Here is a 25,928-nt window from a genome sequence, read left to right as displayed (position 1 = left end):
CTCTTTTAGCTCAGTTCTATTACGATAGTCTGGTTTCTTTCCAATAAGGAGCCACCTGGTATTGACTGGTTAGTCACTTTTCCGGCGCCTCTGACGATCACACGCATTCCTGCATTCTCCAGCAGATACAGCGCATCTTTCAGTCCCATCCCCGTTACATCCGGTACTCCACCTTTTGCCTGTTTAACGGCAGCGAAGGTGATCTTCTTACCATTCACCCTGGGACTTACCCAGTTGCTGTTTCCTACAGCGCCCTGCATGGGCAGATCTAGTGTGTTCAATATGGTTTTCCATTCGCGTCCCTGTCCGGTTTTAAACGCCAGCAATGTATCTATTGCAACAGCGGCGCGCATGGGTCTTTGTTTTTCCAGTGCGATGGCGTACAGTTTATCTGCCACTTCGCGGAATACGGGTCCTGCTACTGCACCTCCATAGAACTTTACCGCATTGGCTTTGTTCTTGATCACGACTACACAGGTGAACTGTGGATCGTTAGCAGGGAAGTAGCCGGCGAAGGAGGACTGGTAGATCTTTTCTTTGTAGCCATCTTTACCGTTTGCTACCAGCGCGGTACCCGTTTTACCGGCGAGCTTGTAGTAAGGCGTCCAGAGTGCGCGGCCTGTACCATTTGTTACTACGCCTTCGAGCATGGCTTTCACCTGTCGTAAGGTGTTCTGCGAACAGATACTGTCCATTACTACTTCCGGATCGTAGTCTTTTACCGGCTGACCGTATTCCATGATGGAGTTTACGAGGTAAGGCTTCATCATTTTACCGTTGTTGGCGACTGCGTTATACAGCATACAGGTCTGCAGCGGACTTACCAGCACTTCATAACCGAAGGACATCCAGGGTAAGCTGGTAGCGCTCCAGGTTTTAGACTTAGTGCTTTTGATCACCGGTTTACCTTCCCCAACGAGATCGATGCCGGTGGCTTTATCGAGGTTCAGTTTACGCAGGTGTGCCACAAATTCATTGGGCTTTTTTGCGTAACACCGCATGGCCAGCTGGGCCATCCCCACGTTGGAACTCAGTTCGAAAGCATGTTTGATGCTGACGTTTGTTTGTCCCGGGTGAGGCTCAGAATCAAAAACAGTTCTTTTACCTATCTGGAGGCGTCCTTCATTCAGGTTTACCTGATCGTTCATGGAGACGTACTGGTCATCCAGGGCAGCGATTACGGTAGCCAGTTTGAAAGTGGAGCCTGGTTCACCTACCTGGAGGGCATAGTTCATATCCTCCCAGTAGCTGCCATCAGGCTGACGTCCTAAGTTGGCAATCGCTTTTATCTTTCCGGTTTTCACTTCCATGAGGATGCAGGTGCCATGTTGTGCTTCATTGCTGACCATCATATTCATGAGGGCTGTTTCAGCAATGTCCTGCATATTCACGTCGATGGTGGTGATGATATCGCGGCCGTTTTCTGGTTCGATATCGTATCCTTCCACGGGAACAAATGTTCCACCGGCGATACGGCGCATCAGTCTTTTACCGGTGACGCCTTTTAAAAAGTTATCGTAGGTCCTTTCGAGACCTACGTTCTGTGCATTTTCCCTGGACAATCCTATTGTGCGGTTAGCCAATAGTTTGAAGGGGTTAATACGTTTGTTTTTCGTTTCTGCGATCAGGCCGCCTTTGTTTTTTCCGAGTCTGAACATCGGGAAGTTGCGGACTGCCTGATATTGTACGAACAGTACGTCTCTTTTGAGGAGGAAGTATCTGTCTTTACGCTGGTACCCTTCTCTCAGGATATTCTTATATTCTTTCTGCGTATGATCTTTGAAGAGCTGAGAGAGGCAAAGCGCCAGGGAATCAACATTATCCGTGAATCTTTTACCATTTTTTTCTCTCAGGCCATCAGCAGCAAAATCCACCCTTAAATTGAAATAAGGAATGGATGTGGAAAGCATACGGCCTTCTTCAGAATATATAGTACCCCTGTCTGCCTCGAGGGAAACGTAGCGGGTATGCAGGCTATCTGCCATACTGCGCCAGTAGTTACCTTCGATATTCTGTACCAGGAATATTTTTACCAGGATTGCCACACCAAACAGTCCCATGCCGATAAAGCACAGATACACACGCCACAATATGTCTTTCTTTACTTCCACTGTTTGTTATGTTAAAAAGGTTTATTCCTTTTTCTCCAGTTCAATTTTTTGTGGCGGAGAGCTTAGCGGTTTTAATCCGAGGGGATCGACTGCTTTGCTTACTTCGCTCATTTTGCTCTGGAACATCAAATCACTTTTAACGTTCAGGTACTCCCATTTTAGTTCTTTGATTTCCCTTCCAAGCGTATTGATACGTCTTATCTTTTTTTCTGCAAGATGACTGTTGGCAATATATATCAGGGCGAGTGCGGACAGGAACAGTATGAAAGGCATGTTTTGTGTGATCGCCCTGTAGTTAATACGGAGGCGCCATTCTCTCTTGTGTTCCGGTTGTTCCGATAGTTCCGGTTGTTCTTCCGGGGTTTCTTCTTCGGCTGATATGTATTCTTCTTGTTCCTGCAACACGTTATATCATTTATGCTGCTAAGCCAATGTTACCTGTCGGGTGACAAGCACATTGGCATAGCGGATTCATAATCAGTTTATATTTTTTCGGCTACCCTCAGTTTTGCACTTCGGGACCTTGTATTGCGCTTCAGCTCTTCGGGGCTTGCTGTAACCGGCTTTTTGGTGACTAACCTGAATAATTTAGGAGGTGTTTCGTAAGAGAACGTGTCTTCCTGTGCTTCAAATTGTCCCGTTTTCATGAAATTTTTCACCAGCCTGTCTTCCAGAGAGTGAAAGGTGATAATTGCCAGTTTTCCACCGGGTTTTAACACTTCCGCTGACTGATTCAGCATATCTTTCAGGGCACCAAATTCATCATTTACAACAATTCGCAGTGCCTGGAAAACCTGTGCCAGGTATTTCTGCGGATTGCCTTTTACTATCGGCTGAATTACAGATTTGAATTCGTTTATCGTACGCATTGGTCTTGCCTTGCGTTCCTGCACGATGGTCTTTGCGAGTGTACGGGCGTTTGTTACTTCTCCGTAATTCTGAAAGAGCAGGTGCAGTTCTTTTTCGGTAGAGGACTGGAGGAGAGAAGCGGCGGTCAGCGCATTGCGTTTATCCATCCGCATATCCAGATCTCCGTCGAAACGGGTACTGAATCCTCTTTCAGCGGTATCGAACTGCCAGGAGGATACTCCCAGGTCAGCGAGGATACCGTCTACCGGTACAGACTTGTATAACCGGAGGAAGCGCTGCAGGTGCCGGAAGTTCTGCTGAACGAAGGTGACCCTTGGGTCGTCTATCCGGTTATTGTAGGCGTCTTCGTCCTGATCAAACACGATCAGTCTGCCATTCTCATTTAGCTTTTCCAGGATTGCCCTGGAGTGGCCCCCGCCACCAAAAGTGGCGTCTACATATACACCGTCAGGTTGTATCTGCAGGTTAGTAATCACTTCCTGCAGTAATACGGGCAGATGATATGCTGAAGCTTCTTCCATACTATCAATTAAATCGAAATATTATTATCCCCGCCTCCCATTACTTGCTGGGCCAGGTCGCTAAATGCTCCTGGTGAGAAATTTTCAAAGAACTCCTGGTACTTACCTTTATCCCAGATTTCAATCTTATTTGTCGCCGCAGCCAGCACAATGTCTTTCTCAAGTGAGGCGTAGGCCATTAAGTTTTTTGGTACTAATAATCTCCCCGCGCTATCCAGTTCACATATTGTTGCCCCATTTAAAAAGTAGCGCCTGAATTCTCTAACTTTCGGATCGAAGTCGTTTAACTTACTGATCTTCTCAAAAATTGGCTGCCATTCACTCATGGGATACAAAGACAAACATTTTTCAAAACCCCTGTTGATGACAAACTGCTCTCCTGCGCTTTCTGCCAGTTGCTTTTTGAAGCCTGCCGGGAGTAGAAAGCGACCTTTTGCATCCAACGTAGCCTCATATTCACCGAGAAAGCCTGTCATAATTGGGGGCGAAAGTCCTTGAAAAACATTTTCTAACACAAAATAACACTTTTTCCCACTCTCTAACGATAAAAAGAAATATAAATTTTTTCCACAGCAATATTTTGCCTATTATATTGAGTCGCATGGCATTTATTATGCATTGATGGTGGGTTAATGTTAGTAACGTGTATATATTGTGTGAATAAATGTGCATTTTGTGTTTATAACCGTAATTACATAGGATATTCAAAGTCTCAATAGGCTCCACCAGCACGTAGTTCTACGTATTTCGCCCATATTTAACATCAGTTATTCACATTTTCGAACTTTTCACATTCACGTAGCAGTGCGGTTAACACTGTTTAAATGGCATGTAGGTAACTTTTTTGTGTAGTTTTTGCAGGGCTTTGCTAAATTCACCTCCAGGGTCTACCGAGGTGGAAAAAGGGAGAGAGGAAGTCCGGAGTACCACTAATGGGGTGGTAATATCCTGCTTTACTCCTGATCTGATAGTAGTCAGATAATACTTATGCTTCGTTGATCTTTCGCTCCGTAATGAAGGATCAATGAAGGATAAAGCATACCAGAGGGACAGCGAAGCACTCATAAACGAGGGGACAGATCATGATTTTAACCGGCAGTTCCTCAAAAATGGCCTTTCGGTGGTAAAATGTGGAAAAGCGCGTTTCTAGTGGAAAAAAATGGCAAATCCGGTTGCCGGATCCCCCGCTTTTACAAAATTTTAACAGCTTCAATTCCTGCCCTACCTTACATTTACATTTAATTCTTAACTTTGCCCTCTTTTATGCGGAAATTAGTTTTATACATTTGTCTCTTTGTAGCGGCCACAGCTGCGGTGTCCTGTAATACCGAGCTGCGCAGAATTGAAAAAAGTAAGGATTACGAAGCGAAGCTTGCGTACGCCGATAAACTGTATGCGAAGAAAAAATACATGACTGCTCAGACATTGTATGAATCTTTATTCCAGGTATACAAAGGAACCGACAAGTACGAGCCTATGTACTATAACTACTGCTACTGTTCCTACAAAATGAAGGATTATGTGCAGGCAGGTTTCTACTTCAAAAACTACCTGGATAACTTCCCTAACAGTCCGCGCGCGACCGAAATGGACTACATGCAGGCTTATTGCTATTACAAACAATCTCCTAAGGTAGCACTGGACCAGACCAATACGCAGAAGGCGATCGCTGCCATGCAGACCTTTATCAACAACTATCCTACGTCTGATAAAGTACCTGAGGCTAACCTGGTGATCGAACTGTCCCGCAGGAAACTGGAAAAGAAAGAATACAACAACGCCGAATTATATTATAACCTGGGCCACTACCAGGCGGCTGCCATCACCTTCAAAAGCCTGATGCGTAATTTCCCGGATTCTGATAAGAGCGATTCTTATAAGTATATGGCAATCAAGGCTTATTATAACTACGCCAAAAACAGCGTATGGGAAAAGCAGAAAGAGCGTTATGAGGATGTGCTGAGTGAGTACCTGGACTTTGCTGACCACTACAACGCCAGCAAACTGAAAGGAGATGCCGAAAAATATTATACCTTAGCGCAGAGTAATATTAAGACGATCGATAGCTACAACAAGCCCGACCGTAGCAAAAAAGAAGAGAAGAAGGCCAAAAAAGCGGTGAATAAGGCAGAAAAAGATACCCAGCCGGGTACGGAATCTAAAAACAATTAATAATCACAATAATTCCCTGGAGAATGAGCAAAATAAAAAGAGGTCTCACCAGCAGCATCAATCCGATGGTTGAAACAAAAAACACCACCGAGATTAAGAGCAAAACTGGCAACCTGTATGAGTCTATTGCAGTTATCGCTAAACGCGCCAACCAGATCAACATATCTGTGAAGGAAGAACTGCACTCCAAGCTGGAAGAATTTGCCAGCCACACAGATAACCTGGAGGAAGTGCATGAGAACAAAGAGCAGATCGAAATCTCCCGTTTCTATGAAAGAATGGCAAATCCTGCTATTCAGGCAACCATGGAATTCCTGGAAGATAAGATCTACTTCCGTAGAAATGACGACGACTTATATAGCTAAGTAGTTTGGCTGAAAAATATCTAACTTCATGGCGGCAGAATACGTTTTCTGCCGCTTTTTTTGTTTAATAGCCAATACGGTCATGCTTCAAGGAAAGAAAATATTACTCGGTGTATCCGGCAGTATTGCTGCCTATAAAGCCGCTACCCTCGTCCGCCTGCTGGTAAAAGAAGGTGCTGACGTAAAAGTGGTCATGACGCCCTCCGCCTGTGATTTCATTACGCCGCTGACCCTGGCAACACTTTCCAAGCATGAAGTGCCCGTGACGATCAGTGATAACCAGAGCTGGAATAACCACGTGATGCTGGGTCGCTGGGCGGATGTGATGCTGATTGCACCTGCCTCTGCGAATACCCTTTCAAAAATGGCCAATGGTGCATGTGATAACCTGCTGATGGCGACTTACTTATCTGCTACCTGTCCGGTACTCTTTGCACCTGCCATGGATGAAGATATGTGGCATCATCCTGCTACCCGCGCTAACATTACCCGACTCCTGTCATATGGTCACCAGCAGTTGCCGGTAGAAAAAGGGGAACTGGCCAGCGGGCTGTTTGGAGAGGGAAGGATGGCCGAACCTGAGCATATTGTACAATTCCTGCATACGCATTTTAATAATCAGTCATCGGCTGATCGATCAGCGAACGCTATACAGTCGGCTGACCAACAATCATTTAATGGTACTGAGCAACCGCTCAAAGGAAAAAAAGCGCTGGTAACGGCTGGTCCGACGCAAGAACCGCTGGATCCTGTGCGTTATATCAGCAATCATTCCAGTGGTAAAATGGGTATTGCTATTGCCGATACCCTGGCAGCCGCTGGTGCAGACGTGACATTGGTACTCGGACCGACGGGCTTGTCCGCCAATCACCCCTCCGTAAAAACGATCCGGGTGGTAACGGCTGAAGACATGTTCAAGGGCAGTGAAGCACATTTTTCACAATCTGACGTTATCGTAATGGCGGCCGCCGTAGCCGATTACCGTCCGAAACACGTCGCCGACATCAAAATGAAGAAAGGGGAGGGGGATGCCCTGACACTGGAACTGGAGAAGACCAAGGACATTCTGCGTACGCTGGGAGCGATCCGGACCGACAAGCAGGTGCTGGTAGGTTTTTCTCTTGAAACCAACAATGAAAAGGAATACGCATTAAAGAAGCTCCGTGAAAAGCACCTGGACCTCGTTGTAATGAATTCCCTGAATGATAAAGGCGCCGGCTTTAATCATGATACCAATAAAGTGACCTTGTTCGACAAAAAAGGCGATGCAAGGGAACTACCACTGAAATCCAAACAGGAAGTGGCCCAGGATATTGTACGTTCAATTGTGGATATCCTGCATACCAATACCGCTCCCCTGATCGTATAAATACATTGCTCTATATAACTCAGAATGATCACAATGGCAACGAACGCTTACTTATGGTGTGCAAAGCATAAATCCCATTGCTTTGCCCTGCTGATGTCGATGATGGGCATTTTTCTGGGCTTGTCATCCGTACAGGCGCAGGAGCTGCGTGCAAATGTGACCGTCACTACCGGCGGTAAGGTGAATAACAATACCAGCAGAAAGGTTTTTACCACCCTCCAGAATGCGATAAAGGAATTCCTGAATGGCCGCAGATGGTCAGATGAAGGTTTTGCACCCGCAGAGCGTATTGAATGTAACTTCCTGCTGACCATTACTGAGGATGTGGGTAACAATACTTTCCGGGCTAACCTGACCGTACAATCTACCCGTCCTGTGTATAACGCCGGATACCTGAGCAGTACGCTGAACATGCAGGATGTGAATGTGGCTTTCCGTTATGTGGAGTTTCAGCCGCTGGAATTCAGTGATAACAGGGTAGTGGGTAATGATCCGCTGGCTTCGAATCTGACAGCGATCCTGGCTTATTATACTTATATCATTCTCGGACTGGACGCTGATTCTTTTGCGCCAAGAGGGGGAGACGACTATTTTAAGAAAGCGCTGAATATTGTGAGCAATGCGCCTGATGGTAAGGAGATTTCAGGATGGAAGCCTTTTGAAGGCAACCGTAACCGTTACTGGTTGCAGGACAATCTCCTGAATGTGAAATTCAGCCGTTTCCATGATGTGATGTACCAGTATCACCGTCAGGGAATGGATATGATGTATGAGGATATGAACAAGGGGCGTAATGCGGTGATGAACTGTCTGAACATGTTATATGCCGTGTACCAGGATATTCCCAATTCTATGCTGATGGCGGTGTTTTTCAGTGCAAAGGCAGACGAATTGCAGAAGATCTTTGCGAAAGCGCCACCACAGGAAAAAACACGTGCGGCACAATTGCTGGCACAAATGGACGTAACGAATGCTGCGAAATATCAGCAGATGAAATAGCTTTGCATCCTTGAAGAAGAAAATCTGTATGTATAGAATATTAGTGGTTTGCCTGGTATTGCTGTTGGCAGCATGCGGGGACGCGGAAAAAACACCGAAAGGCATCCTGTCAAGAGAAGAAATGCGTGATGTATTGCTTGACATGAACATGGCGGATTCTTATGCCGGTCTGGAGGAAGACGGCGTGAGTATCGTTGTGAACGATTCGATTCGTAAAGAACGGCTGAAAGTTTATTACCGTCAGATCCTCGATCTGCATAAACTCACCCCAAAGGAGTTTAACCACAGTTATGCCTATTACGAAGCACATCCTGACAGGTTTAAGGCGATATATGATATGATGTTTGCAGTGATCTCCAAACAGAAAGAAGGGCTCGATGCCGATGTGCGCAATAAAGAGTATACTACCAATATCAACTCCCTTTTGCCGGTTAATAATAATACCATAATTTGGAGTGGACAGGACACATCAATTCCATTTGTTAAGAAAAATAAGAGAAGTATCAGTCCGCAGCGTATCCCACCCGCCAGCAGGTTACCAGAACCGAAGCCGGTGAAGCTACGCAGCTGATCTGCTCTTGATAAACATCACCAAAACATGAATAAAGTTGTAGCTAATGCCGACGAGGCATTGCATGACATCCGCGATGGCGCTACCCTGATGCTGGGCGGATTTGGTTTGTGCGGGATCCCCGAAAACAGTATCGCTGCGCTGGTACGAAAAGGTACGCAGCAATTAACATGTATTTCCAATAATGCCGGTGTGGATGAATTTGGTCTTGGCCTTTTACTCAAAACGAGGCAGATCAAAAAGATGTTATCATCCTATGTAGGTGAAAATGCTGAATTTGAAAGACAACTGCTTTCCGGAGAACTGGAGGTAGAACTGATCCCTCAGGGGACGCTGGCGACGCGTATTCAGATGGCAGGTATGGGTATTCCTGCATTCTTCACACCTGCCGGTTACGGTACGGAGATCGCTGCCGGAAAAGAGGTGCGTGAATTCGACGGTAAACACTATCTCATGGAGCTGGCCCTGCATGCTGATTTTTCCATTGTGAAAGCATGGAAAGGCGATACGATGGGTAACCTGGTATTCCGCAAAACGACGCGCAATTTCAGTACTTCTATGGCCAAAGCAGGCAATATTACTATTGTGGAAGTGGAGCACCTGGTACAACCCGGAGAACTGGATCCTGACCAGATACATGTACCGGGCATTTATGTGCACCGCATCTTCCAGGGAAGTAATTATGAAAAACGCATTGAGCGGAAGACCGTGAAAATGGGTTAATCCCTTTTGTTTACTGCAACCTCAAAACGGAGAATCAATATGTCTTTAGATAAATATGGCATTGCCAAAAGAATAGCGCAGGAACTGCGCGACGGAATGTATGTCAACCTGGGAATCGGCATTCCTACACTTGTCGCCAATTTTATTCCTGCTGATATATCTATCATGCTGCAATCTGAAAACGGATTGCTGGGGATGGGACCTTATCCGGAAGAACAGGACATCGATCCGGACCTGATCAATGCAGGTAAGGAGACGGTCACTGTGCTGCCTGGAGGCGTGTTTTTTGACTCTGCGGAGAGTTTCGGGATGATCAGGGCCGGCAAGGTAGACCTGACTGTATTGGGCGCTATGGAGGTATCTGATGCGGGAGATATTGCCAACTGGAAAATACCCGGTAAGATGGTGAAGGGAATGGGGGGAGCGATGGATCTTGTAGCGGCTGCAAAAAATATTATCGTTGCGATGATGCATACGAATCCGAAAGGAGAGAGCAAATTACTACCAACGTGTACGTTACCTCTGACAGGTGTATCCTGTGTAAAGAAGGTGGTAACGGAACTGGCTGTACTTGATATTACACCTGCGGGCTTCCGTTTACTGGAGCGTGCACCGGGCGTCAGTGTGGAAGAGATTGTGGCGAAAACGGCGGGAAGACTTGTTGTAGAAGGGGATATACCGGAAATGAAGTTGAATTAGGAATTAACAATTAAGAATTAAGAATTGAATGCAGCGAAGCTTGTTGCGGAGGAAATTCTTAATTCTTAATTCTTAACTGCTAATTGAATAAATGGTGTTTCCAAATTTTTTAAATCTTCATAAGTATTATCCCTCATATTTGCAATACCCTTAACTTGCTATTGTATAATAAAACTAATTCAGCATCTTTGCTATGTCAACGATTGTTAGTAACGAGAGCAGCAATTGTTGAGCGTAAAACAGAAACGGCATTCTAACTATTAGCGTCAACAGAGAAAAAAGTTCGTCTGTAACAAACCAAAATAAATAAATCGTACAATGCGCAAGCATTGGTTATCGTCTGTGAACTAGAGAGAATCAAGCAACACTATAATGGAATTACCACGTATGTACCTAATTTAAAATAGGAAAGAAATTATTGAATAGTTATCAGTATGGACCGATATATTGAAGAAATATATATGTTCATGTCATGTGACTGTTTGTCGTGTCCTATTTATCCTATACTGTTTATTTTATCAAGTAATACTGTGTAACATGCAGCAGTGCGCATGAGCCTATGGGCTGTCTTTGCGTATTCAGGCCCGGTGCGGGAATCGTGTCTTCAACAGCTTTATTACAAGGGTTATTGTCATAGCAGGCGTTCGTCCGGGCACAGGGCCAGGAAGGACCCCTGTCCTATGTGAAAAAAAGACGGTTATCCGGCGACCTGCCGGGTAACCGCTACCCATTTTTACCCCATGAAATTTCCGTAACTTAACAGTCCATTTAACGCTAAAGTGTTCGAAGTGCAATCGGGGTTTTTATGTTATAACGGTAAATTTATTGGGTCGTCCGAACCTATATTAACGGCTGACAACCGTTCCTTCCGCTATGGAGATGGTTGTTTTGAAACCATGCGGGTATACCAGGGCAAGGTATTACTGGCGGACCTGCACTTTGAAAGGCTGATGGCCAGTATGCACCTGCTGCATTTTGATGTTCCCCAACATTTCACAAAAGCATATTTTATCCGACTGATCACAGAGCTCTGTGTGCGTAATGGCAATGAGCGGCTGGCGAGAGTGCGGCTGACAGTATTCCGCTCGGATGGTGGTTTGTATGATCCTGTGAATAATCTGCCGAATTTCATTATTCAGAGCTGGGAACTGAACCGGCAGGTACTGGAGTTAAATGCAACGGGACTAGTGCTGGATATCTTTCCGGATGTCAGAAAGACGAGCGATAAATATTCTTCTATTAAGTCTAATAATTGTCTGCCGTATGTAATGGCTGCCATGTATGCTAAACAACACCGCATTAATGAAGCAGTATTGCTGAACCCTTGCGGCAGGGTAGCGGATACGACGATTGCAAATCTTTTTATTGTACAGGGACGACAAATTATTACGCCGCCATTATCGGAAGGTGGCGTATGCGGTGTGATGCGCAAGCATCTTTTACGCATGGAACTTCCATTTACGGTGTCAGAAAATCCCGTTACTGTAGCGGATCTGGAGAATGCAGAGGAGATATTCCTCACCAATGCGGTGACAGGCGTCAGGTGGGTCAGTTCATTCCGTGACAGTAGTTATGGAAATGCCACTGCGGTGATACTACACGAGCTCATACATGAGGGATTATAAATCCGGGACAATTGTTATCATAAATACAACTTAAGCCTGAAACGGCATGGCAGTGGCACATTTTTAGCGACACTATTTTATATTTTTCCAATTTATCTTGGTGCCGAGATTGCTTACTAGCTAATTAACGTGAATGCAAAACTAACCACCTTTATGCCTCCAACTGTAAATTTATGCTGGTTGCGGCGTGACCTGCGTCTGCTTGATCATGCAGCATTATACCATGCGTTGAAATCAGGGAATCCTGTAGTACCGGTGTTTGTGTTTGACACCAATATTCTGAATGATCTGGATGATAAACACGACAGACGTGTAACATTCATCCACGATATACTGGAAGATCTACAGGAAAAGCTCAGTAAACTGGGCAGTACGCTGGACGTATTTTATGGTACGCCACAGCAGGCGTTTGAACATTATACCAGGGAGTACGATGTTCAGGAAGTGTTTACCAACATCGATTACGAGCCTTATGCAGTAAAGCGCGATAGTGACATCGCGAAAATACTGAAGGCAAAAAACATCCACTTTCATCTCTATAAAGATCATGTCATTTTTGATCATTCAGAGGTATTGAAAGATAACGGACAACCATACACGGTATTTACACCTTACAGTAAAAAATGGAAAAGCCTGTTGACTGATTTTTACTTAAAACCTTATCCTGTTGAAAAGTACTTCAGGAACTTTTACAAACAGAAAGCCAAGAAAATACCTAGTCTGCGCGCGCTTGGATTCCAGGCCGGATTCAGGGGTTTTCCTCCGGTGAATGTAAAAGACAACATCCTCAAAAATTACGACAAAACGCGTGATATTCCGGGAATAGAGGGTACTTCGCACCTGGGTGTACATCTGCGTTTTGGTACTATCAGTATCCGTGATTTAGCAGAGCGTGCAAATACGCTGAATGAAACTTTTCTCGGAGAACTGATATGGCGTGATTTCTTTCAGATGATCCTCTGGCATTTTCCACATGTTGTTACACAATCATTCCGTCGTGAATATGATAATATTCAATGGCGGAATAATGAAAAAGAATTCCAGCGCTGGTGTGATGGTGAGACGGGTTATCCTATCGTGGATGCCGGTATGCGGGAACTGAATACTACAGGTTTTATGCACAATCGTGTGCGTATGATCACGGCCAGTTTTCTGACAAAACACCTGTTGATAGACTGGCGTTGGGGAGAAGCTTATTTCGCGAAAAAACTCCTGGATTATGACCTTGCTGCCAACAATGGTAACTGGCAGTGGGCAGCAGGTTGTGGTTGCGATGCAGCGCCTTATTTCCGTGTGTTCAATCCTACTTTACAAACACAGCGATTTGATCCTGATTTTGAATATATCAGGAAATGGGTACCTGAGTTTGAGGAGCTGACATACGTGAAACCGATGGTGGTGCATGAGCAGGCGCGAAAGAGAGTATTAGAAGTTTACAAAGCAGCTTTGGCTTCATAGGGTCAACGTAATAAGAAGCCCGCCTTTACAGACCATTAAGACGCAAAAGAGTCCCATAGATATAAGCATCTGTGGGACTCTTTTTTATGTCGTGTGATCACACTAACGTTTACGCATATACAGACATGAGTCTGTCTACCGCAGCTTTACCTGCTTCACCCAGTCCGAGACTGAAATCATTTACATAGAGATCGATATGCTGACGCATTACTTTTTCATCCATTTCCTGTGCATGTCGGGTGACATAAGAAGATAACTGCGGATATTGTTGGTAGGAGTATTGCAGACTATCGTGTATCAGCTGATCTACCTGTTCTCTGATCTCAGCAGGGATGTCTTTGCGGATGAAGATACCACCCAGCGGAATAGGGCTACCGGTCGTGCTTTCCCAGTACTCACCCAGATCGATGATCTTTACGAGACCTCTCTGCTGATAGGTGAACCTGTTTTCGTGAATGATCACGCCTGCATCTACCCGGCCATCCAGTACGGCATTTTCGATGTCTGAAAATAACAGTACTTCTTTGTTTTTCGCTTCAGGGAATGCGATAGAGAAAAGAAGATTGGCGGTTGTGTTTTCGCCAGGGATAGCGATTTTACAATTTTTGATTTCTTCCTGCGGAATATCTTTTCCGGCGATCAGTAATGGTCCGCAACCTCTTCCAAGGGCGCTGCCGCTGTTGAGGAGTTCATACTGATCTTTTACCTTCTGATAAACGCCGAAGCTCAGTTTGGTAATAGCCAGTTTACCCTGCATGGCCCATTTGTTCAGTGTTTCAACATCTTCCAGTTGTGTTGTGAACGTTAAGCCTTTAGTGTCAATTTTGTTGTTCACCATCGCATCGAAAATGAAAGTGTCATTCGGGCACGGTGAGAATCCTAGTGTTAGTTCCATCGTTCAAAATATTTAATCAATGCTTCATTCAATACCTGGATTGCTAATGGTATTTTCCATTTGCTTTTATCTCTTACCTCCACATAGTTGGAGATGCTGCGGAGCTGGAAGAAGGGTATTTTTTCCAGCAGACAGGCATAGTGAAAAGCGGCGCCTTCCATGCTTTCAACTTCCGGTGCATACTTATCGAGCAGCACCTGACGCGTACGTTCGCTGCCGCTGACGGTGTTAATGGTAACGCCTGATGCTTTTGGCAGTTCGGGAAGATGCGGTACACGATCGAAAGTGTTGATCAGCTGACGGTTGGTGAAGGGAGGCTGATCCGGCTGCCAGAGCTGTATATCAAACAGATCTTTATATGCCTGATCGTCTTCTACGCCGAGGTCACCCAGCTGTTCGCGGTCAATGACGACTACTTTTCCCATTTCCCATGAATGATCGAAGCAGCCTGCGATACCTGCCTGTATGACCAGGTCGGGTTTGCTGACAGCGAACTGCCGGCCCAACTGGTAGGCAGTGTGCATCATACCGATACCGCAAACGAGCGTGCTTATCTGACAATTCCGGTATTGGCGACCGGCCAGATGATCTATAAGTGGTTGGATTTCAAAGGGAGTGGCAGCGATGACCAAAATTTTCATGTTGCAAAGGTAGGGCTTTTGGTGCAGCGATCGACTATGATCGAATTATCGTAACTTTGCGAAAAATATCGAGTTAATAATGATCTATTTAACGCGTGTGGAGAACTTCAATGCGGCGCATAAGTTATCCAATCCCGCTTGGAGTAAGGAAAAGAACGAGGAGGTGTTTGGCAAATGTGCTAATGAAAACTGGCACGGTCATAATTACGAATTACACGTAACCGTAAAAGGTACACCTGATCCGGAAACCGGATTCGTCTTCAACGCAAAAACGCTGGGCGTTCTTATCAAGGACTTTATTGTAGAGAAAATAGACCACCGCAATCTGAACATGGACGTGGATTTCATGGTGGGTAAGTTTACCTCTGCTGAAAATCTGGCGATTGGCATCTGGGACCAGTTAACGCCACATCTGCCTGAGGGTGTGGAACTGCATTGTATCAAGTTATATGAGACGCCCCGCATCTACGTGGAATATTTTGGTGCAAAATAAGTTGCATCAGCAAATATCTCATACCTGCACGGGCATTCAGAAATGTTGATTATCAGATTAAGTTAATTATAGAAATGGCTTATAATAAGATTGAAACGTATGATGAAAAGGTAACGAGCGACCTTATTCAACATTACAAGAGCAGCATAGCGTTATTGGGCGAAGATGTAGAGAGAGAAGGCTTACAGAAGACGCCGGAGCGTGTGGCCAAAGCTATGCAGTTTCTTACTGAAGGCTATCAGATGGATGCGAAAGCGATCCTGGAGGGTGCTAAATTTACTGAAACATACAGCGAGATGGTGATCGTGAAGGATATAGAATTGTATTCTTTATGTGAGCATCATATGCTGCCTTTCTTTGGTAAGGCACATATTGCATATATACCAAATGGATATATCACCGGTCTGAGTAAACTGGCGCGTGTGGTAGACGTATTTGCCCGCAGATTGCAGGTGCAGGAGCGTCTGACGCATCAGATACTGGACGCGATTCAGGAAACATTGCAGCCGCTGGGTGTAGGTGTAGTGATTGAAGCGCAACATCTTTGTATGATGATGCGTGGTGTGCAGAAACAGAACTCCGTTACCACTACTTCGGCATTTTCTGGTCAGTTTGAAGATGGCAGGACCAGGAATGAGTTTATGCGGCTGATCACGAAATAACATTCTTGCTATAATAAAAACGGAAGAGCGCCTGGCAGTAGTCGGGCGCTTTTCTTATTATGCAGGACGCTTATTTCAATGCCCTGATCGCCTTTTCATAAATCAGCTGGCAATAGGTACTGTCTTCGATCGCAGCGGGCAATACCAGCGTATAGTTCCAGGTATCGTGCAGTATGAGTACGGCAGGATATGGATCTACGGCTTCTTCTACTTCCTCTTCTGCTTTGTTGACGATCTCCATTTTGTACTCCAGGTTATTGACTCTTCTGGCGATAATACTGAAGCAACCTTCGCCGTGTTCGTTGGTGACATAGCCGTGTTGTTCATAATCGTCGTAAGTCTGTCTGTCTTTTGCCAGAAAGTACTCATAGACCTCTTCTTCAATAGCAGCTATTTCTTCGACGATGAGTTGTCTGTCGTTTATTTTCAGATCATCAACGAAAGACGAAAAGAACTCGTCAAATCCTTTATTTGAAATAATGCTGTAATCATTTCCTGTAATCATGGTCTCAGTCATTTTAATCCTTTTTAAATAGCATTTTTCCTAAGATGATAAGCGAACAGTGCAGGAGTAGGGATGGTGGGGGTAAGCAGATGCAATTTACAGAACCGATATTAATTATAGCTGCTTTTGAGCCCGGAATTTTGATATATCATAAAGAGTATGAATATTTGCAATCCAATGACCAAGATATATGTATAAATAATAATGCATATGGTGTTCAGGTTATTGTAAACCAAATCAGATGAAACACGCTTACGTTTTTCCAGGACAGGGTTCTCAGTTCCCGGGTATGGGCAAGAATCTGTACGATAGCAATCCAAAGGCAAAAGCACTTTTTGAGAAAGCTAATGAGATATTAGGGTTCCGTATATCAGATGTAATGTTTACCGGTACTGAAGAGGACCTGAAACAGACCAAAGTGACACAACCTGCTGTGTTCCTGCACAGTGTGATCGCTTTTCTGTGCGCAGAACCTGCTGCACAGCCGGACATGGTAGCAGGTCACTCCCTGGGTGAATTTTCCGCCCTGGTAGCCAATGGTACCCTCACATTTGAAGATGCTTTGCGCCTGGTATTTATCCGTGCTACGGCCATGCAGAAAGCCTGCGAACTGCAGCCATCCACTATGGCGGCTGTACTGGCACTGGACGATGCGAAAGTAGAAGAGATCAGTGCTGCGGTGAGCGCAGAAACCGGAGAAGTAGTGGTAGCGGCTAATTACAACTGTCCTGGTCAGCTGGTAATTTCCGGTTCTATCAAGGGTATTGAGGTCGCTTGTGAGCAAATGAAGGCGGCTGGTGCAAAAAGAGCGCTGGTACTGCCGGTAGGTGGTGCATTCCACTCTCCGCTGATGGCCCCTGCAAAAGAGGAGCTGAAAGCGGCTATTGACAAGACAACTTTCAGTCAGCCATCCTGCCCGGTATACCAGAACGTGGTAGCTAAGGCGGTAAACGATCCTGCTGAGATCAAACAGAACCTGATCGATCAGCTGACTGGCGCTGTACGCTGGACACAGTCTGTACAGGCGATGGTAGCTGATGGTGCAACAACATTTACAGAAGTTGGTCCGGGTAAGGTATTACAGGGTCTGGTGGTGAAGATCCAGAAGGATGCTGTAGTGAACGGAATCAATTAAAATAAATTAGGAATTAACAATTAAGAATTAAGAATTGCAATGCAGCGATGATGGCAGCGGACATAATTCTTAATTCTTAATTTCATAATTCTTAATTCTTTATAAATCTATGCTGGCATTCCACCATTCAGGATCGAATGAGGCATTATGCTTCTTGTAGAACTTAATCGCCGGTTCATTCCATTCCAGTACCTGCCAGTTCATACCGTTGAATTTCTTTTCCCTTACCTCTTCGAACAGTCTTTCAAACAGCAGATGGCCGATACGTTTTCCACGGAAGCTTTCGGTCACAACCAGGTCTTCCAGGTATAAACGGCAACCTTTCCAGGTAGAGTAGCGAATGTAGTAGAGGGCGAATCCGACGATGGTTTCCTGACCATTGTCTGTATGAACGGCGGCAAAGGCTTTCCATACCGGATTTTCACCAAATCCGGCAGCTTCGAATTCTTCGAATGTAACGGTAACAGCTTCAGGTGCTTTTTCATAAACAGCCAGCTCCCTGATGAGCTCCATGATCCTCGGACAATCTTCTTTTCGTACGTCCCTGATAGTAATTTTTTCCATGATCCTTCAGGATTATTTGTCTGCAACTGGTGGCAGGTGCAATATTTTTGGTATTTTGGTGAAGATAGTAAACTAAAATTATATCCATGAAGGATATCCTGCTCAGCTATGCAGCTTATAACCTTTGGGCTAACAATAAGATAGCGGATGTATTAAAAAAGCTACCGGATACACAGCTGGACCAGGAAACAGGCAGCAGCTTCGGCACCTTACGTAAGACGGTTTACCATATGTGGGATGTGGAAAGTTTGTGGTACCAGCGTTTACATCTGGTAGAACAGGCGGTTAAACCCTCGCTCACATTTGAAGGCTCCTTTACAGATGCCTGTGCCCGCTGGCAGGAACAGTCGGTGAAGCTTGCAGACTGGGTCAAGGCGGTACAGCCCGTCAGGCTGCAACACGTGGTGGCTTATTACGATACCCGGAAACAATATTGTAAATCAACCGTTATAGAAATACTGATGCAGGTGTTCAATCATGCCACGTATCATCGCGGTCAGCTTGTAACCCTGTTACGGCAGGCCGGTATTAATAAAATTCCCGTTACTGACTACAGCGAGTTTACGAGAGGCAGAAAATAAGCCTCCTGACTGCTGGTCAGCACAAAGGCAGACAATAATATTTCAATGAACGCTCAATCATTTTACGCGAATGTACCTCGGCATCTGGTAGCAGTAGACTGTATTATTTTTGGATTCCAAAACGGCAAACTTAAACTGCTGATCATGCAGCGAAAAGTAGACCCCATGCAAGGTGAGTGGTCGCTGATGGGAGGTTTCCTCCAGAATGGTGAAAGCGTGGATGAAGCTGCGGAAAGGGTGTTGAAACAGACAACAGGTCTCGAAAATATCTATATGGACCAACTGTCCTGTTACGGCGACGTGACCCGTGACAGTGGCGCAAGGGTAATTTCCATGGCTTACTATGCCCTTATCCGCATCAGTGAACATGAGCAGAATCCTACCCAGCATTTCAGTGCGCATTGGCTGGAATTGCACCAGATACCAGATCTTATATTCGATCACCGGCAGATGATCGCGGATGCGCTGAAAAAACTCAGGGATAACGCACATTTCCATCCTATCGGATTTGAACTGTTACCGGAGAAATTTACCCTTTCACAGCTGCGTAGTCTGTATGAGGAGATCTATCAGAAAGAACTGGATAAAAGGAACTTCCGTAAGAAAATCCTCTCGATGAATGTGCTGGAAAAACTGGAGGAAAAAGATAAAACAACCTCAAAAAAAGGCGCTCATCTATACCGCTTTGACAAAGAGAAATATGAAGAATTAAAGCAGAGGGGATTGGTCTTTGAGATATAGCAGTATCTTGTAGCAGCAAAAGCTGAGTCATAAAAAACCGGAATCAGCGCTTCCCAAACCGGCCGAACTATGCGATGGTCGTATTGATGCTAAGTTGGGACAGTGCTGGTAGAAGCGTTTATTGAAAAAGCTTGGATCATAAAGCATGGCCCTGATGACAAACATTATTACATCACAACAACTGGTGAACAGGAATTGTCCCGTATGGGTATCGGTCTTTCGCAGATCCGGTCCTGGGCATCGTTGGCTAGCAGCTATCGGGAGATAGCGTATCACATCTTATTGTACATTTCTTATAAGCTGCACATATTAATTGGCCTCATGATCGCCCTTGCCGGCTGTTTTATCCGGCAGGAAAAAGCTTTCGCACAGGTCAACGTCATCCGTCAGCTGGAAGACGCCAGCTTCACCACTACTGACAGCACCCGCTATGTCGACCTCATGAATCAGCTGGCCGGGCAATACCAGCATCGCCAGTTAGATACCTGTTTCTTTTACCTCTGCCGCGCCCGGGAGGTTGCCCAGCGTCAGGGATATAAAAGAGGAGAGGCGGCAGCCTACCGCGGCCTGGGCAGTTATTATGCCTACAGGGACAATAGTTACCTGTCTTTTCGTTTTTATATTGATGCGCTGAACCTCTATAAATCGCTGGGCGATAGTGCCGGGATCTGTCAGACAAGTATGCACCTCGGCGTATACTATCAGTATGAGAAGCAGTACCAGGAAGCCGCCAGTTATATGAAACGGGCCATGGGTATGAGCGATCGTCTGAAAAATGATACCATTCTGCGGATGCTCCTGGCGAACTATTACTTCATTTATGCCAATGATCTGCGCGCGAACCGTAGCAGTGATTTCATTGATAAAAAACGTGCCTACCAGGCACTGGCTACTGCCCGCCGGCTGGCTGCCAGGGCTGAAGATGAGCGCCTGCTCATTTATACCGGTATGCTGCAGGCGCAAGAACTGATATATGCCAAAATGGACATCACTGAAGGCCTGGACAGACTGACTGCACTGACCGATGAGGCGGAAAGAAAAGGGTATATCTATCATGCGATGTATGGCTACTCTCACCTGGCTTCTTACAAGGCGCGTAACAAACTTGCGGACTCTATATCAGCGCAGCGGGACATGGCCCGGTTAGCTACTATTGGTGGTTTCCGGGAACTGGCACTGCCTGTTGTGGCCAAGTTATATACCTGGTACGACGCCCGTCATGATGAAGATTCTGCACAGCTCTATGCGAATATGATGCTGGAAATTATCGAAAAGGATGAACAGAGTAAAACGCAGGGCGAACTGGATTACATCGATTATTACATGCAGGAGAAGAAGTTGCGGGCCTTACAGCTGCAACATGACTATCAGCAGCAGATACTTGATAAGAAGGCCATGGAGAGCCGCAACCGCTATGCGGTTATCATCTTCCTGACCGTATTGCTGGTGCTGATCATCCTGTTACTTGCAGACGTTAACCGCTCTCACCGTCGGTCCCGTGAGAATGCCAGCAGACTGGGGGAAAAGAACAGGGAAGTCAGTGAGAAAAATGCCCTGTTGCAAACACAGGATGATTTTAAAAATAAACTGATCTCGCTGATCGCACATGATTTCCGGGTACCGTTGAATCATATCATAGATATCACCAATCTGCTGAAAGACCATTCGCTTTCTTTTGAAGAGGCAACTGCGCTGTTCAGAAGGCTGGAGACGAAGTCCGCTCATACCCTGCATATATTCGATAGCATCCTTCGCTGGATCAGGTCGCAGCTGAGCGGGTTTGTGTATACGCCTGTTGTGTGTCAGCCGGCAGATATGATACAGGAAGCCCTGGAAATACTCAAGGATAACGCTACAGAGAAAAGACTACAGGTGACAGTTGATATCCCCGAGGAAGTAGCCTTACTGGCGGACAGGGAAATGTTGCAGTTTGTACATCGCAACCTGTTACATAATGCGATCAAGTTTAGTCCTGCGGGTAGTGAATTAAAGATCACGTCTTCCGTTACGGGAGACTTCGTTACGATAGCCTTGGTGGATGAAGGGAGAGGAGTGGATCCGGAGATGCTGCCGCATTTATTTGAATACCGTAACCGCGAGAAAAGTAGTGGAAAATCCAAAGGAGGAGCGGGACTGGCCCTCATTATCTGTAAGGATTTTATGGATAAGATGGGCGGTGTTATAAGAGGAATGAACAACACCGGAAAAGGCAGTACGTTCAGTTATACTTTGCCTTTGGCAAAAGACAGCAATAGCATACAAATTTGAGAAGTGTCTATTTACATATCATTTTCCTTCTGTTTGCCGGTCTGCTGACCAGCGAGCGGCTGACTGCACAAGATAAAGTGATCCGTCAGCTGAGGAATAGTCTGCCGCAACAGACTGACAGCATTGTCTATACGGATGTGCTGAATCAGCTGGGTATGCAGTATCACCTGAGCAATATCGACAGTTGTTTCTGGTATGCGGTAAAGGCGAGAGGCATTGCTACCCGGCATAATGATACCCGGGGACTGGCAGGCGCACTGAACAACCTCAGTATTTTCTATGCCCTGAAAGACAATCAGACACAGGCGATCGAATATGGGTTTAAAGCTTTGTTGCTTTACCGGGAACTGGAAGATCAGCCCAACATCTGCCAGATGCTGATGAACCTGAGCGTTTATCACTTCTTTGAAGGTATGAAGCCGGAGTCAGACCAGTATCTGTATCAGGCCATGAACCTGGGAAAAACGCTGGCGCGGGATTCTATATATAGTCTGGTACTGATCAATTATGCCAGCCGTTTCCAGGACGACAGTACACACCGGGATTCTGTGAAATGGGCGGTGGAAAAGTCAAAGGAGATCATCCGGAAATACCCTGGTAGCAGGGATATTTACTACATACAGGCTTTTGAGGCAGACGAGTGGATGAAGGAAGGGGAGGGTGCGAAGGCGGTTCAGCGTATTAATGAACTCACAGCGCGGGCGCTGAAAGATGGATTGATCTTAGTGGCCATAGACCTGCTGGAACATATTGATACCTACCGTCAGCATGGTTATCCTGCGGATGCGGTACCGGCAAAAGAGCGGGCCTTTGCCATTGGTGTGCAGGCGGGCTATCTGAATATGATGTTGCCGACGGTGATTGGTCTGTACAGGCATTATGCGAACAGTAATAATGAGGCTAAGAAGGCTTATTATGGAAAGGCATTGCTGGAGATCGTCCGGGGGCGCTTACGGCTGCGGTCCAGCAATCATATGAACTACCTGGATTATTTTCTGAAGGAACAGGAGCTGAATGAATGGCAGCTGAGCAATAAGGTGCAGGAGCAAAGGATTGCCCGTACCATTCTGAAGCGGAAAAACCGTCAGCAGCTGATCGGTTTCCTGGCTGGTTTCCTGTTGCTGATGGTGGGGTTCACATTGGCGCGTTACCGGTCTTACAAGAATCTGCGTAAGCAGGAGCGTTTGTTGCGTGAGATGAATGATGCGATTTCGGAAAAGAACCAGCAGCTGAGTGTGCATGATGACTTCAAAAATAAGCTGATTGCGATCCTGGCGCGGGATTTCCGGGGGCCGCTGAATGATATTATCCGGGTATCGGCATTGTTCCGCAACAAAGACATGGAGCAGGCGGAGATGCAGCAGATCATTGACGAAGCGGTGATATCTTCCAGGAAAACGCTGGTGATCTTTGACAATATCCTGCGCTGGATCAGATCACAGTTATCAGGTTTTGTATATAGTCCGGCCCCCTGCGAGCTTAGTGAGCTGTTTGAACAGGCTTTACACCATACTGACCATCCGGAGGTGTCACTGCATATCCCTGAGGGTTTATGTCTGGCGGGCGATCAGGAGATGCTGTTGTTCATCAACCGTAGTCTGTTGCATTGCGCAGCAAAGCTATCCGGAGGAAAAGGAAGGGTGGTGGTCCATGCAGTGGAAGAGGAGCTGGTAAAGGTCAGTATTACATTTGAAGTGAATGATTTTACCCCGGCTATGGCGGCACATCTGTTTGAATACAGAAGGGGAGATGATCTGTCGGTAACGCTGGTGATCTGTAAGGATTTTATGGATAAGATGGGTGGGCAGATCGGTGCGGAAGTGGAGGGAAAAAGGATGGAGGTGAGGTATGGGTTGCCGAGATTCAATTAGGAATTAGGAATTAAGAATTAAGAATTAAGAATTAAGAATTAAGAATTAAGAATTAAGAATTAAGAATTAAGAATTAAGAATTAAGAATTAAGAATTAAGAATTAAGAATTAAGAATTAAGAATTAAGAATTAAGAATTAAGAATTAGGAATTAAGAATTAGGAATTAAGAATTAGGAATTAAGAATTAAGAATTAAGAATTAAGAATTGGAATGCAGCGGAGATAAATGAGGAGGGAAGGCGTATATTTATAAAAAATAAAAGGACAGGCGTTTCTATAGTAGAAGCACCTGTCCTTCATAATTCTTAATTCTTAATTGCTAATTCTTAATTTATTTAGGATCGTAAGCCCATTTCAGGTAGCTCGCTCCCCAGGTGAATCCACCACCAAATGCAGCCAGTACCAGGTTATCGCCTTTCTTCAGGTGCTTTTCGTAATCCCAGAGGCAAAGCGGCAATGTACCGGCGGTGGTGTTACCATAGCGCTGGATGTTCATCATCACTTTTTCTTCCGGCAGACCCATACGTTGAGCTGTAGCATCAATGATACGTTTATTAGCCTGGTGAGGTACCAGCCATGCGATATCATTTGCTGTCAGGTTATTACGCTCCATGATGCCGGCAGCAGCTTCCGCCATGTTAGCAACAGCATATTTAAACACCATTTTGCCTTCCTGATATACATAGTGTTCTCTGTTGGTAACGCTTTCGATGCTGGCTGGCTGTGCGGAACCACCTGCTTTCATGTGCAGGTATTCACGACCATGACCGTCGCTTTTCAGGATACTGTCTACGACACCCAGACCTTCATAGTTTGGTTCCAGCAGCACACCTGCGCCTCCATCACCGAAGATGATGCAGGTGGTACGGTCTGTATAATCAATAATAGAGCTCATTTTGTCGGCGCCGATCACCATTACTTTCTTGTAGCGGCCACTTTCGATGAAGCGGGCGCCTGTATCGAGGGCGTAAAGGAAACCGGAGCAGGCTGCGCTGATGTCAAAACCGAATGCATTTTTTGCACCTATTTTATCAGTTACAATATTGGCAGTGGCGGGAAACACCATATCCGGCGTAACGGTGGCCACGATCAGCAGGTCAATTTCTTCCGGGCTGATCCCTCTTTTACGGCATATTTCCTGCGCTACCGGTACACATAACTCAGAGGTCCCCTTACGTTCTCCCTTCAGAATTCTTCTTTCAGTGATCCCGGTACGGGTGATGATCCATTCGTCTGTTGTATCTACCAGTTTCTCTAATTCCTTATTAGTGAGCACGTAGTCAGGTACATAACCACCTACCGCTGTAATAGCGGCCGTTATTTTGTTCATATTAATAAAATAGATGTTTTAAACGAGCCGTAAAAATACATAAGAATTTGTAAATGTAAGTATAACGTTAGTTACTGCCCCGTTCTTGCTAAATTTTTACTAGGTTTGCCGAATATTAGAAACTATTCTACTCCTGTATGATTGCTTACCTCAACGGAAAACTGTCCTATAAATCCCCTGCCATGGTACATATTGACGTACAAGGGGTTGGATACGAAGTGCAGATCAGTCTTAATACCTATTCCCGCATACAGGGATCGGAAAGCTGCAAATTGCTGACCTATCTCCATATTAAAGAGGATGCGCATACTTTATACGGTTTTGCTGACGATGCGGAACGTCAGATGTTTCTATTACTGATAAGTGTCTCAGGTATAGGAGCTAATACTGCCCGGATGATGTTATCTTCCCTTCAACCAGAAGATATTCAGCGGGCTATCGCGATGGAGAACGAAAAAATGCTGGAAAGCATAAAAGGAATCGGCGCCAAGACGGCAAAGAGAGTCATTCTGGAATTAAAGGATAAAGTAAAGAAGCAAAAAGATATCGGCAACCAAATATCTGTAACACCAAACAATACAATTCAGGAAGACGCGTTAAATGCATTAGTCACTTTGGGAATAGCCAGAAACGTGGCCGAACAGGCTATAAACAAGGTGCTTAAAGCTGAACCACTATTGCTCGACCTTGAGGCGCTTATTAAAAAGTCGCTGAAAGGTCTATAAACATTTATTACCCTGACCTCTATAAAAACCTATT

The 25,928-nt window shown here is 45.4% G+C and carries 26 protein-coding genes; 17 read left to right on the top strand and 9 right to left on the bottom strand.

What is annotated here, in order from left to right; all coding sequences use genetic code 11:
• Positions 1 to 5: 5 nt before the first annotated feature.
• The 4 genes from CPIN_RS34530 to mraZ form a co-directional block, all read right to left on the bottom strand.
• Complete coding sequence (locus CPIN_RS34530; RefSeq protein ID WP_012794537.1) at positions 6 to 2,111, bottom strand: PASTA domain-containing penicillin-binding protein; 2,106 nt, start codon at positions 2,109 to 2,111, stop codon at positions 6 to 8.
• Between the two features lie 21 nt (positions 2,112 to 2,132).
• Positions 2,133 to 2,516 carry an FtsL-like putative cell division protein gene (locus tag CPIN_RS34525; RefSeq protein ID WP_245552061.1) on the bottom strand — a complete coding sequence of 128 codons (384 nt, stop codon included), beginning with the start codon at positions 2,514 to 2,516 and terminating at the stop codon, positions 2,133 to 2,135.
• A gap of 77 nt (positions 2,517 to 2,593) precedes the next feature.
• Positions 2,594 to 3,502, bottom strand: coding sequence for a 16S rRNA (cytosine(1402)-N(4))-methyltransferase RsmH (gene rsmH / locus CPIN_RS34520; protein WP_012794535.1), 909 nt, complete (start codon positions 3,500 to 3,502; stop codon positions 2,594 to 2,596).
• An 8-nt stretch (positions 3,503 to 3,510) separates the two neighbouring features.
• Positions 3,511 to 4,017: a division/cell wall cluster transcriptional repressor MraZ gene (gene mraZ, locus CPIN_RS34515; RefSeq protein ID WP_245552060.1), complete on the bottom strand. Its 507-nt coding sequence runs from the start codon at positions 4,015 to 4,017 to the stop codon at positions 3,511 to 3,513.
• Between the two features lie 748 nt (positions 4,018 to 4,765).
• Between mraZ and CPIN_RS34510 the strand changes: the two genes are divergently transcribed.
• From CPIN_RS34510 to CPIN_RS34470, 9 genes are all read left to right on the top strand, one after another.
• Positions 4,766 to 5,674 carry an outer membrane protein assembly factor BamD gene (locus tag CPIN_RS34510; protein ID WP_012794532.1) on the top strand — a complete coding sequence of 303 codons (909 nt, stop codon included), beginning with the start codon at positions 4,766 to 4,768 and terminating at the stop codon, positions 5,672 to 5,674.
• A gap of 23 nt (positions 5,675 to 5,697) precedes the next feature.
• Positions 5,698 to 6,039, top strand: a complete 342-nt coding sequence (locus CPIN_RS34505) for a DNA-directed RNA polymerase subunit omega (protein WP_012794531.1) — start codon at positions 5,698 to 5,700, stop codon at positions 6,037 to 6,039.
• Between the two features lie 82 nt (positions 6,040 to 6,121).
• On the top strand, positions 6,122 to 7,408 hold the full coding sequence (gene coaBC / locus CPIN_RS34500; protein WP_012794530.1) for a bifunctional phosphopantothenoylcysteine decarboxylase/phosphopantothenate--cysteine ligase CoaBC: 1,287 nt from the start codon (positions 6,122 to 6,124) through the stop codon (positions 7,406 to 7,408).
• 33 nt (positions 7,409 to 7,441) lie between these two features.
• Positions 7,442 to 8,407, top strand: coding sequence for a type IX secretion system protein PorD (gene porD / locus CPIN_RS34495; protein WP_245552059.1), 966 nt, complete (start codon positions 7,442 to 7,444; stop codon positions 8,405 to 8,407).
• Between the two features lie 28 nt (positions 8,408 to 8,435).
• The gene (locus CPIN_RS34490) at positions 8,436 to 8,978 is read left to right on the top strand and encodes a DUF4296 domain-containing protein (protein ID WP_012794528.1); all 543 of its coding nucleotides are present in this window, start codon (positions 8,436 to 8,438) and stop codon (positions 8,976 to 8,978) included.
• A 27-nt stretch (positions 8,979 to 9,005) separates the two neighbouring features.
• Positions 9,006 to 9,701 (top strand): CoA transferase subunit A, encoded by a 696-nt coding sequence (locus tag CPIN_RS34485; protein WP_012794527.1) that lies wholly within the window; start codon positions 9,006 to 9,008, stop codon positions 9,699 to 9,701.
• A 39-nt stretch (positions 9,702 to 9,740) separates the two neighbouring features.
• Positions 9,741 to 10,400 carry a 3-oxoacid CoA-transferase subunit B gene (locus tag CPIN_RS34480; protein WP_012794526.1) on the top strand — a complete coding sequence of 220 codons (660 nt, stop codon included), beginning with the start codon at positions 9,741 to 9,743 and terminating at the stop codon, positions 10,398 to 10,400.
• A 788-nt stretch (positions 10,401 to 11,188) separates the two neighbouring features.
• The gene (locus CPIN_RS34475; protein WP_012794525.1) at positions 11,189 to 12,025 is read left to right on the top strand and encodes an aminotransferase class IV; all 837 of its coding nucleotides are present in this window, start codon (positions 11,189 to 11,191) and stop codon (positions 12,023 to 12,025) included.
• Positions 12,026 to 12,178: 153 nt separating this feature from the next.
• Positions 12,179 to 13,483: a cryptochrome/photolyase family protein gene (locus tag CPIN_RS34470; protein WP_012794524.1), complete on the top strand. Its 1,305-nt coding sequence runs from the start codon at positions 12,179 to 12,181 to the stop codon at positions 13,481 to 13,483.
• 109 nt (positions 13,484 to 13,592) lie between these two features.
• On the opposite strand, the gene CPIN_RS34465 is transcribed toward CPIN_RS34470, so the two are convergent.
• The gene (locus CPIN_RS34465; RefSeq protein ID WP_012794523.1) at positions 13,593 to 14,378 is read right to left on the bottom strand and encodes a 1,4-dihydroxy-6-naphtoate synthase; all 786 of its coding nucleotides are present in this window, start codon (positions 14,376 to 14,378) and stop codon (positions 13,593 to 13,595) included.
• A complete protein-coding gene (mqnB, locus tag CPIN_RS34460) occupies positions 14,369 to 15,019 on the bottom strand; it encodes a futalosine hydrolase (RefSeq protein ID WP_012794522.1) in 651 nt (216 codons plus the stop codon). Before mqnB ends, CPIN_RS34465 begins: the two co-directional genes overlap by 10 nt.
• Before the next feature lie 79 nt (positions 15,020 to 15,098).
• On the opposite strand from mqnB, the gene CPIN_RS34455 reads away from it, so the two are divergent.
• Both CPIN_RS34455 and folE read left to right on the top strand, forming a co-directional pair.
• On the top strand, positions 15,099 to 15,512 hold the full coding sequence (locus tag CPIN_RS34455) for a 6-pyruvoyl trahydropterin synthase family protein (RefSeq protein ID WP_012794521.1): 414 nt from the start codon (positions 15,099 to 15,101) through the stop codon (positions 15,510 to 15,512).
• Positions 15,513 to 15,586: 74 nt separating this feature from the next.
• A complete protein-coding gene (gene folE, locus CPIN_RS34450; RefSeq protein ID WP_012794520.1) occupies positions 15,587 to 16,174 on the top strand; it encodes a GTP cyclohydrolase I FolE in 588 nt (195 codons plus the stop codon).
• Positions 16,175 to 16,244: 70 nt separating this feature from the next.
• Here the strand turns inward: folE and CPIN_RS34445 are convergent, their stop codons facing one another.
• Positions 16,245 to 16,691: a hypothetical protein gene (locus CPIN_RS34445; protein ID WP_012794519.1), complete on the bottom strand. Its 447-nt coding sequence runs from the start codon at positions 16,689 to 16,691 to the stop codon at positions 16,245 to 16,247.
• A 229-nt stretch (positions 16,692 to 16,920) separates the two neighbouring features.
• On the opposite strand from CPIN_RS34445, the gene fabD reads away from it, so the two are divergent.
• Positions 16,921 to 17,814 (top strand): ACP S-malonyltransferase, encoded by an 894-nt coding sequence (gene fabD / locus CPIN_RS34435; protein WP_012794518.1) that lies wholly within the window; start codon positions 16,921 to 16,923, stop codon positions 17,812 to 17,814.
• 99 nt (positions 17,815 to 17,913) lie between these two features.
• Here fabD and CPIN_RS34430 read toward each other — a convergent pair whose 3' ends face one another.
• A complete protein-coding gene (locus CPIN_RS34430) occupies positions 17,914 to 18,378 on the bottom strand; it encodes a GNAT family N-acetyltransferase (RefSeq protein ID WP_012794517.1) in 465 nt (154 codons plus the stop codon).
• 86 nt (positions 18,379 to 18,464) lie between these two features.
• Here CPIN_RS34430 and CPIN_RS34425 point away from each other — a divergent pair, with 86 nt between their 5' ends.
• From CPIN_RS34425 to CPIN_RS34410, 4 genes are all read left to right on the top strand, one after another.
• Positions 18,465 to 18,959 carry a DinB family protein gene (locus CPIN_RS34425; protein ID WP_012794516.1) on the top strand — a complete coding sequence of 165 codons (495 nt, stop codon included), beginning with the start codon at positions 18,465 to 18,467 and terminating at the stop codon, positions 18,957 to 18,959.
• A gap of 45 nt (positions 18,960 to 19,004) precedes the next feature.
• On the top strand, positions 19,005 to 19,700 hold the full coding sequence (locus tag CPIN_RS34420; RefSeq protein WP_012794515.1) for an NUDIX hydrolase: 696 nt from the start codon (positions 19,005 to 19,007) through the stop codon (positions 19,698 to 19,700).
• Positions 19,701 to 19,802: 102 nt separating this feature from the next.
• On the top strand, positions 19,803 to 21,968 hold the full coding sequence (locus CPIN_RS34415) for an ATP-binding protein (protein WP_012794514.1): 2,166 nt from the start codon (positions 19,803 to 19,805) through the stop codon (positions 21,966 to 21,968).
• Positions 21,965 to 23,839, top strand: coding sequence for a sensor histidine kinase (locus CPIN_RS34410; protein WP_012794513.1), 1,875 nt, complete (start codon positions 21,965 to 21,967; stop codon positions 23,837 to 23,839). Before CPIN_RS34415 ends, CPIN_RS34410 begins: the two co-directional genes overlap by 4 nt.
• Before the next feature lie 331 nt (positions 23,840 to 24,170).
• Here CPIN_RS34410 and CPIN_RS34405 read toward each other — a convergent pair whose 3' ends face one another.
• The gene (locus CPIN_RS34405; RefSeq protein WP_012794512.1) at positions 24,171 to 25,169 is read right to left on the bottom strand and encodes a beta-ketoacyl-ACP synthase III; all 999 of its coding nucleotides are present in this window, start codon (positions 25,167 to 25,169) and stop codon (positions 24,171 to 24,173) included.
• Between the two features lie 137 nt (positions 25,170 to 25,306).
• Here CPIN_RS34405 and ruvA point away from each other — a divergent pair, with 137 nt between their 5' ends.
• Positions 25,307 to 25,894: a Holliday junction branch migration protein RuvA gene (gene ruvA / locus CPIN_RS34400; RefSeq protein ID WP_012794511.1), complete on the top strand. Its 588-nt coding sequence runs from the start codon at positions 25,307 to 25,309 to the stop codon at positions 25,892 to 25,894.
• Positions 25,895 to 25,928 lie beyond the last annotated feature (34 nt).

The organism is Chitinophaga pinensis DSM 2588 (genome assembly GCF_000024005.1).
GTDB lineage: Bacteria > Bacteroidota > Bacteroidia > Chitinophagales > Chitinophagaceae > Chitinophaga > Chitinophaga pinensis.
This window is presented reverse-complemented; position numbering and strand designations above follow the sequence as displayed.

Excerpts from the sequence above, each read along its gene's own strand:
- rsmH (WP_012794535.1), bottom strand. The coding sequence starts at position 3,502 with ATGGAAGAAGCTTCAGCATATCATCTGCCCGTATTACTGCAGGAAGTG.
- ruvA (WP_012794511.1), top strand. The coding sequence starts at position 25,307 with ATGATTGCTTACCTCAACGGAAAACTGTCCTATAAATCCCCTGCCATG.
- fabD (WP_012794518.1), top strand. The coding sequence starts at position 16,921 with ATGAAACACGCTTACGTTTTTCCAGGACAGGGTTCTCAGTTCCCGGGT.
- CPIN_RS34465 (WP_012794523.1), bottom strand. The coding sequence starts at position 14,378 with ATGGAACTAACACTAGGATTCTCACCGTGCCCGAATGACACTTTCATT.
- coaBC (WP_012794530.1), top strand. The coding sequence starts at position 6,122 with ATGCTTCAAGGAAAGAAAATATTACTCGGTGTATCCGGCAGTATTGCT.
- CPIN_RS34480 (WP_012794526.1), top strand. The coding sequence starts at position 9,741 with ATGTCTTTAGATAAATATGGCATTGCCAAAAGAATAGCGCAGGAACTG.
- CPIN_RS34485 (WP_012794527.1), top strand. The coding sequence starts at position 9,006 with ATGAATAAAGTTGTAGCTAATGCCGACGAGGCATTGCATGACATCCGC.
- CPIN_RS34445 (WP_012794519.1), bottom strand. The coding sequence starts at position 16,691 with ATGACTGAGACCATGATTACAGGAAATGATTACAGCATTATTTCAAAT.
- mqnB (WP_012794522.1), bottom strand. The coding sequence starts at position 15,019 with ATGAAAATTTTGGTCATCGCTGCCACTCCCTTTGAAATCCAACCACTT.
- CPIN_RS34405 (WP_012794512.1), bottom strand. The coding sequence starts at position 25,169 with ATGAACAAAATAACGGCCGCTATTACAGCGGTAGGTGGTTATGTACCT.
- CPIN_RS34490 (WP_012794528.1), top strand. The coding sequence starts at position 8,436 with ATGTATAGAATATTAGTGGTTTGCCTGGTATTGCTGTTGGCAGCATGC.
- porD (WP_245552059.1), top strand. The coding sequence starts at position 7,442 with ATGGCAACGAACGCTTACTTATGGTGTGCAAAGCATAAATCCCATTGC.
- CPIN_RS34505 (WP_012794531.1), top strand. The coding sequence starts at position 5,698 with ATGAGCAAAATAAAAAGAGGTCTCACCAGCAGCATCAATCCGATGGTT.
- CPIN_RS34430 (WP_012794517.1), bottom strand. The coding sequence starts at position 18,378 with ATGGAAAAAATTACTATCAGGGACGTACGAAAAGAAGATTGTCCGAGG.
- CPIN_RS34420 (WP_012794515.1), top strand. The coding sequence starts at position 19,005 with ATGAACGCTCAATCATTTTACGCGAATGTACCTCGGCATCTGGTAGCA.
- CPIN_RS34510 (WP_012794532.1), top strand. The coding sequence starts at position 4,766 with ATGCGGAAATTAGTTTTATACATTTGTCTCTTTGTAGCGGCCACAGCT.
- CPIN_RS34470 (WP_012794524.1), top strand. The coding sequence starts at position 12,179 with ATGCCTCCAACTGTAAATTTATGCTGGTTGCGGCGTGACCTGCGTCTG.
- CPIN_RS34425 (WP_012794516.1), top strand. The coding sequence starts at position 18,465 with ATGAAGGATATCCTGCTCAGCTATGCAGCTTATAACCTTTGGGCTAAC.
- folE (WP_012794520.1), top strand. The coding sequence starts at position 15,587 with ATGGCTTATAATAAGATTGAAACGTATGATGAAAAGGTAACGAGCGAC.
- CPIN_RS34455 (WP_012794521.1), top strand. The coding sequence starts at position 15,099 with ATGATCTATTTAACGCGTGTGGAGAACTTCAATGCGGCGCATAAGTTA.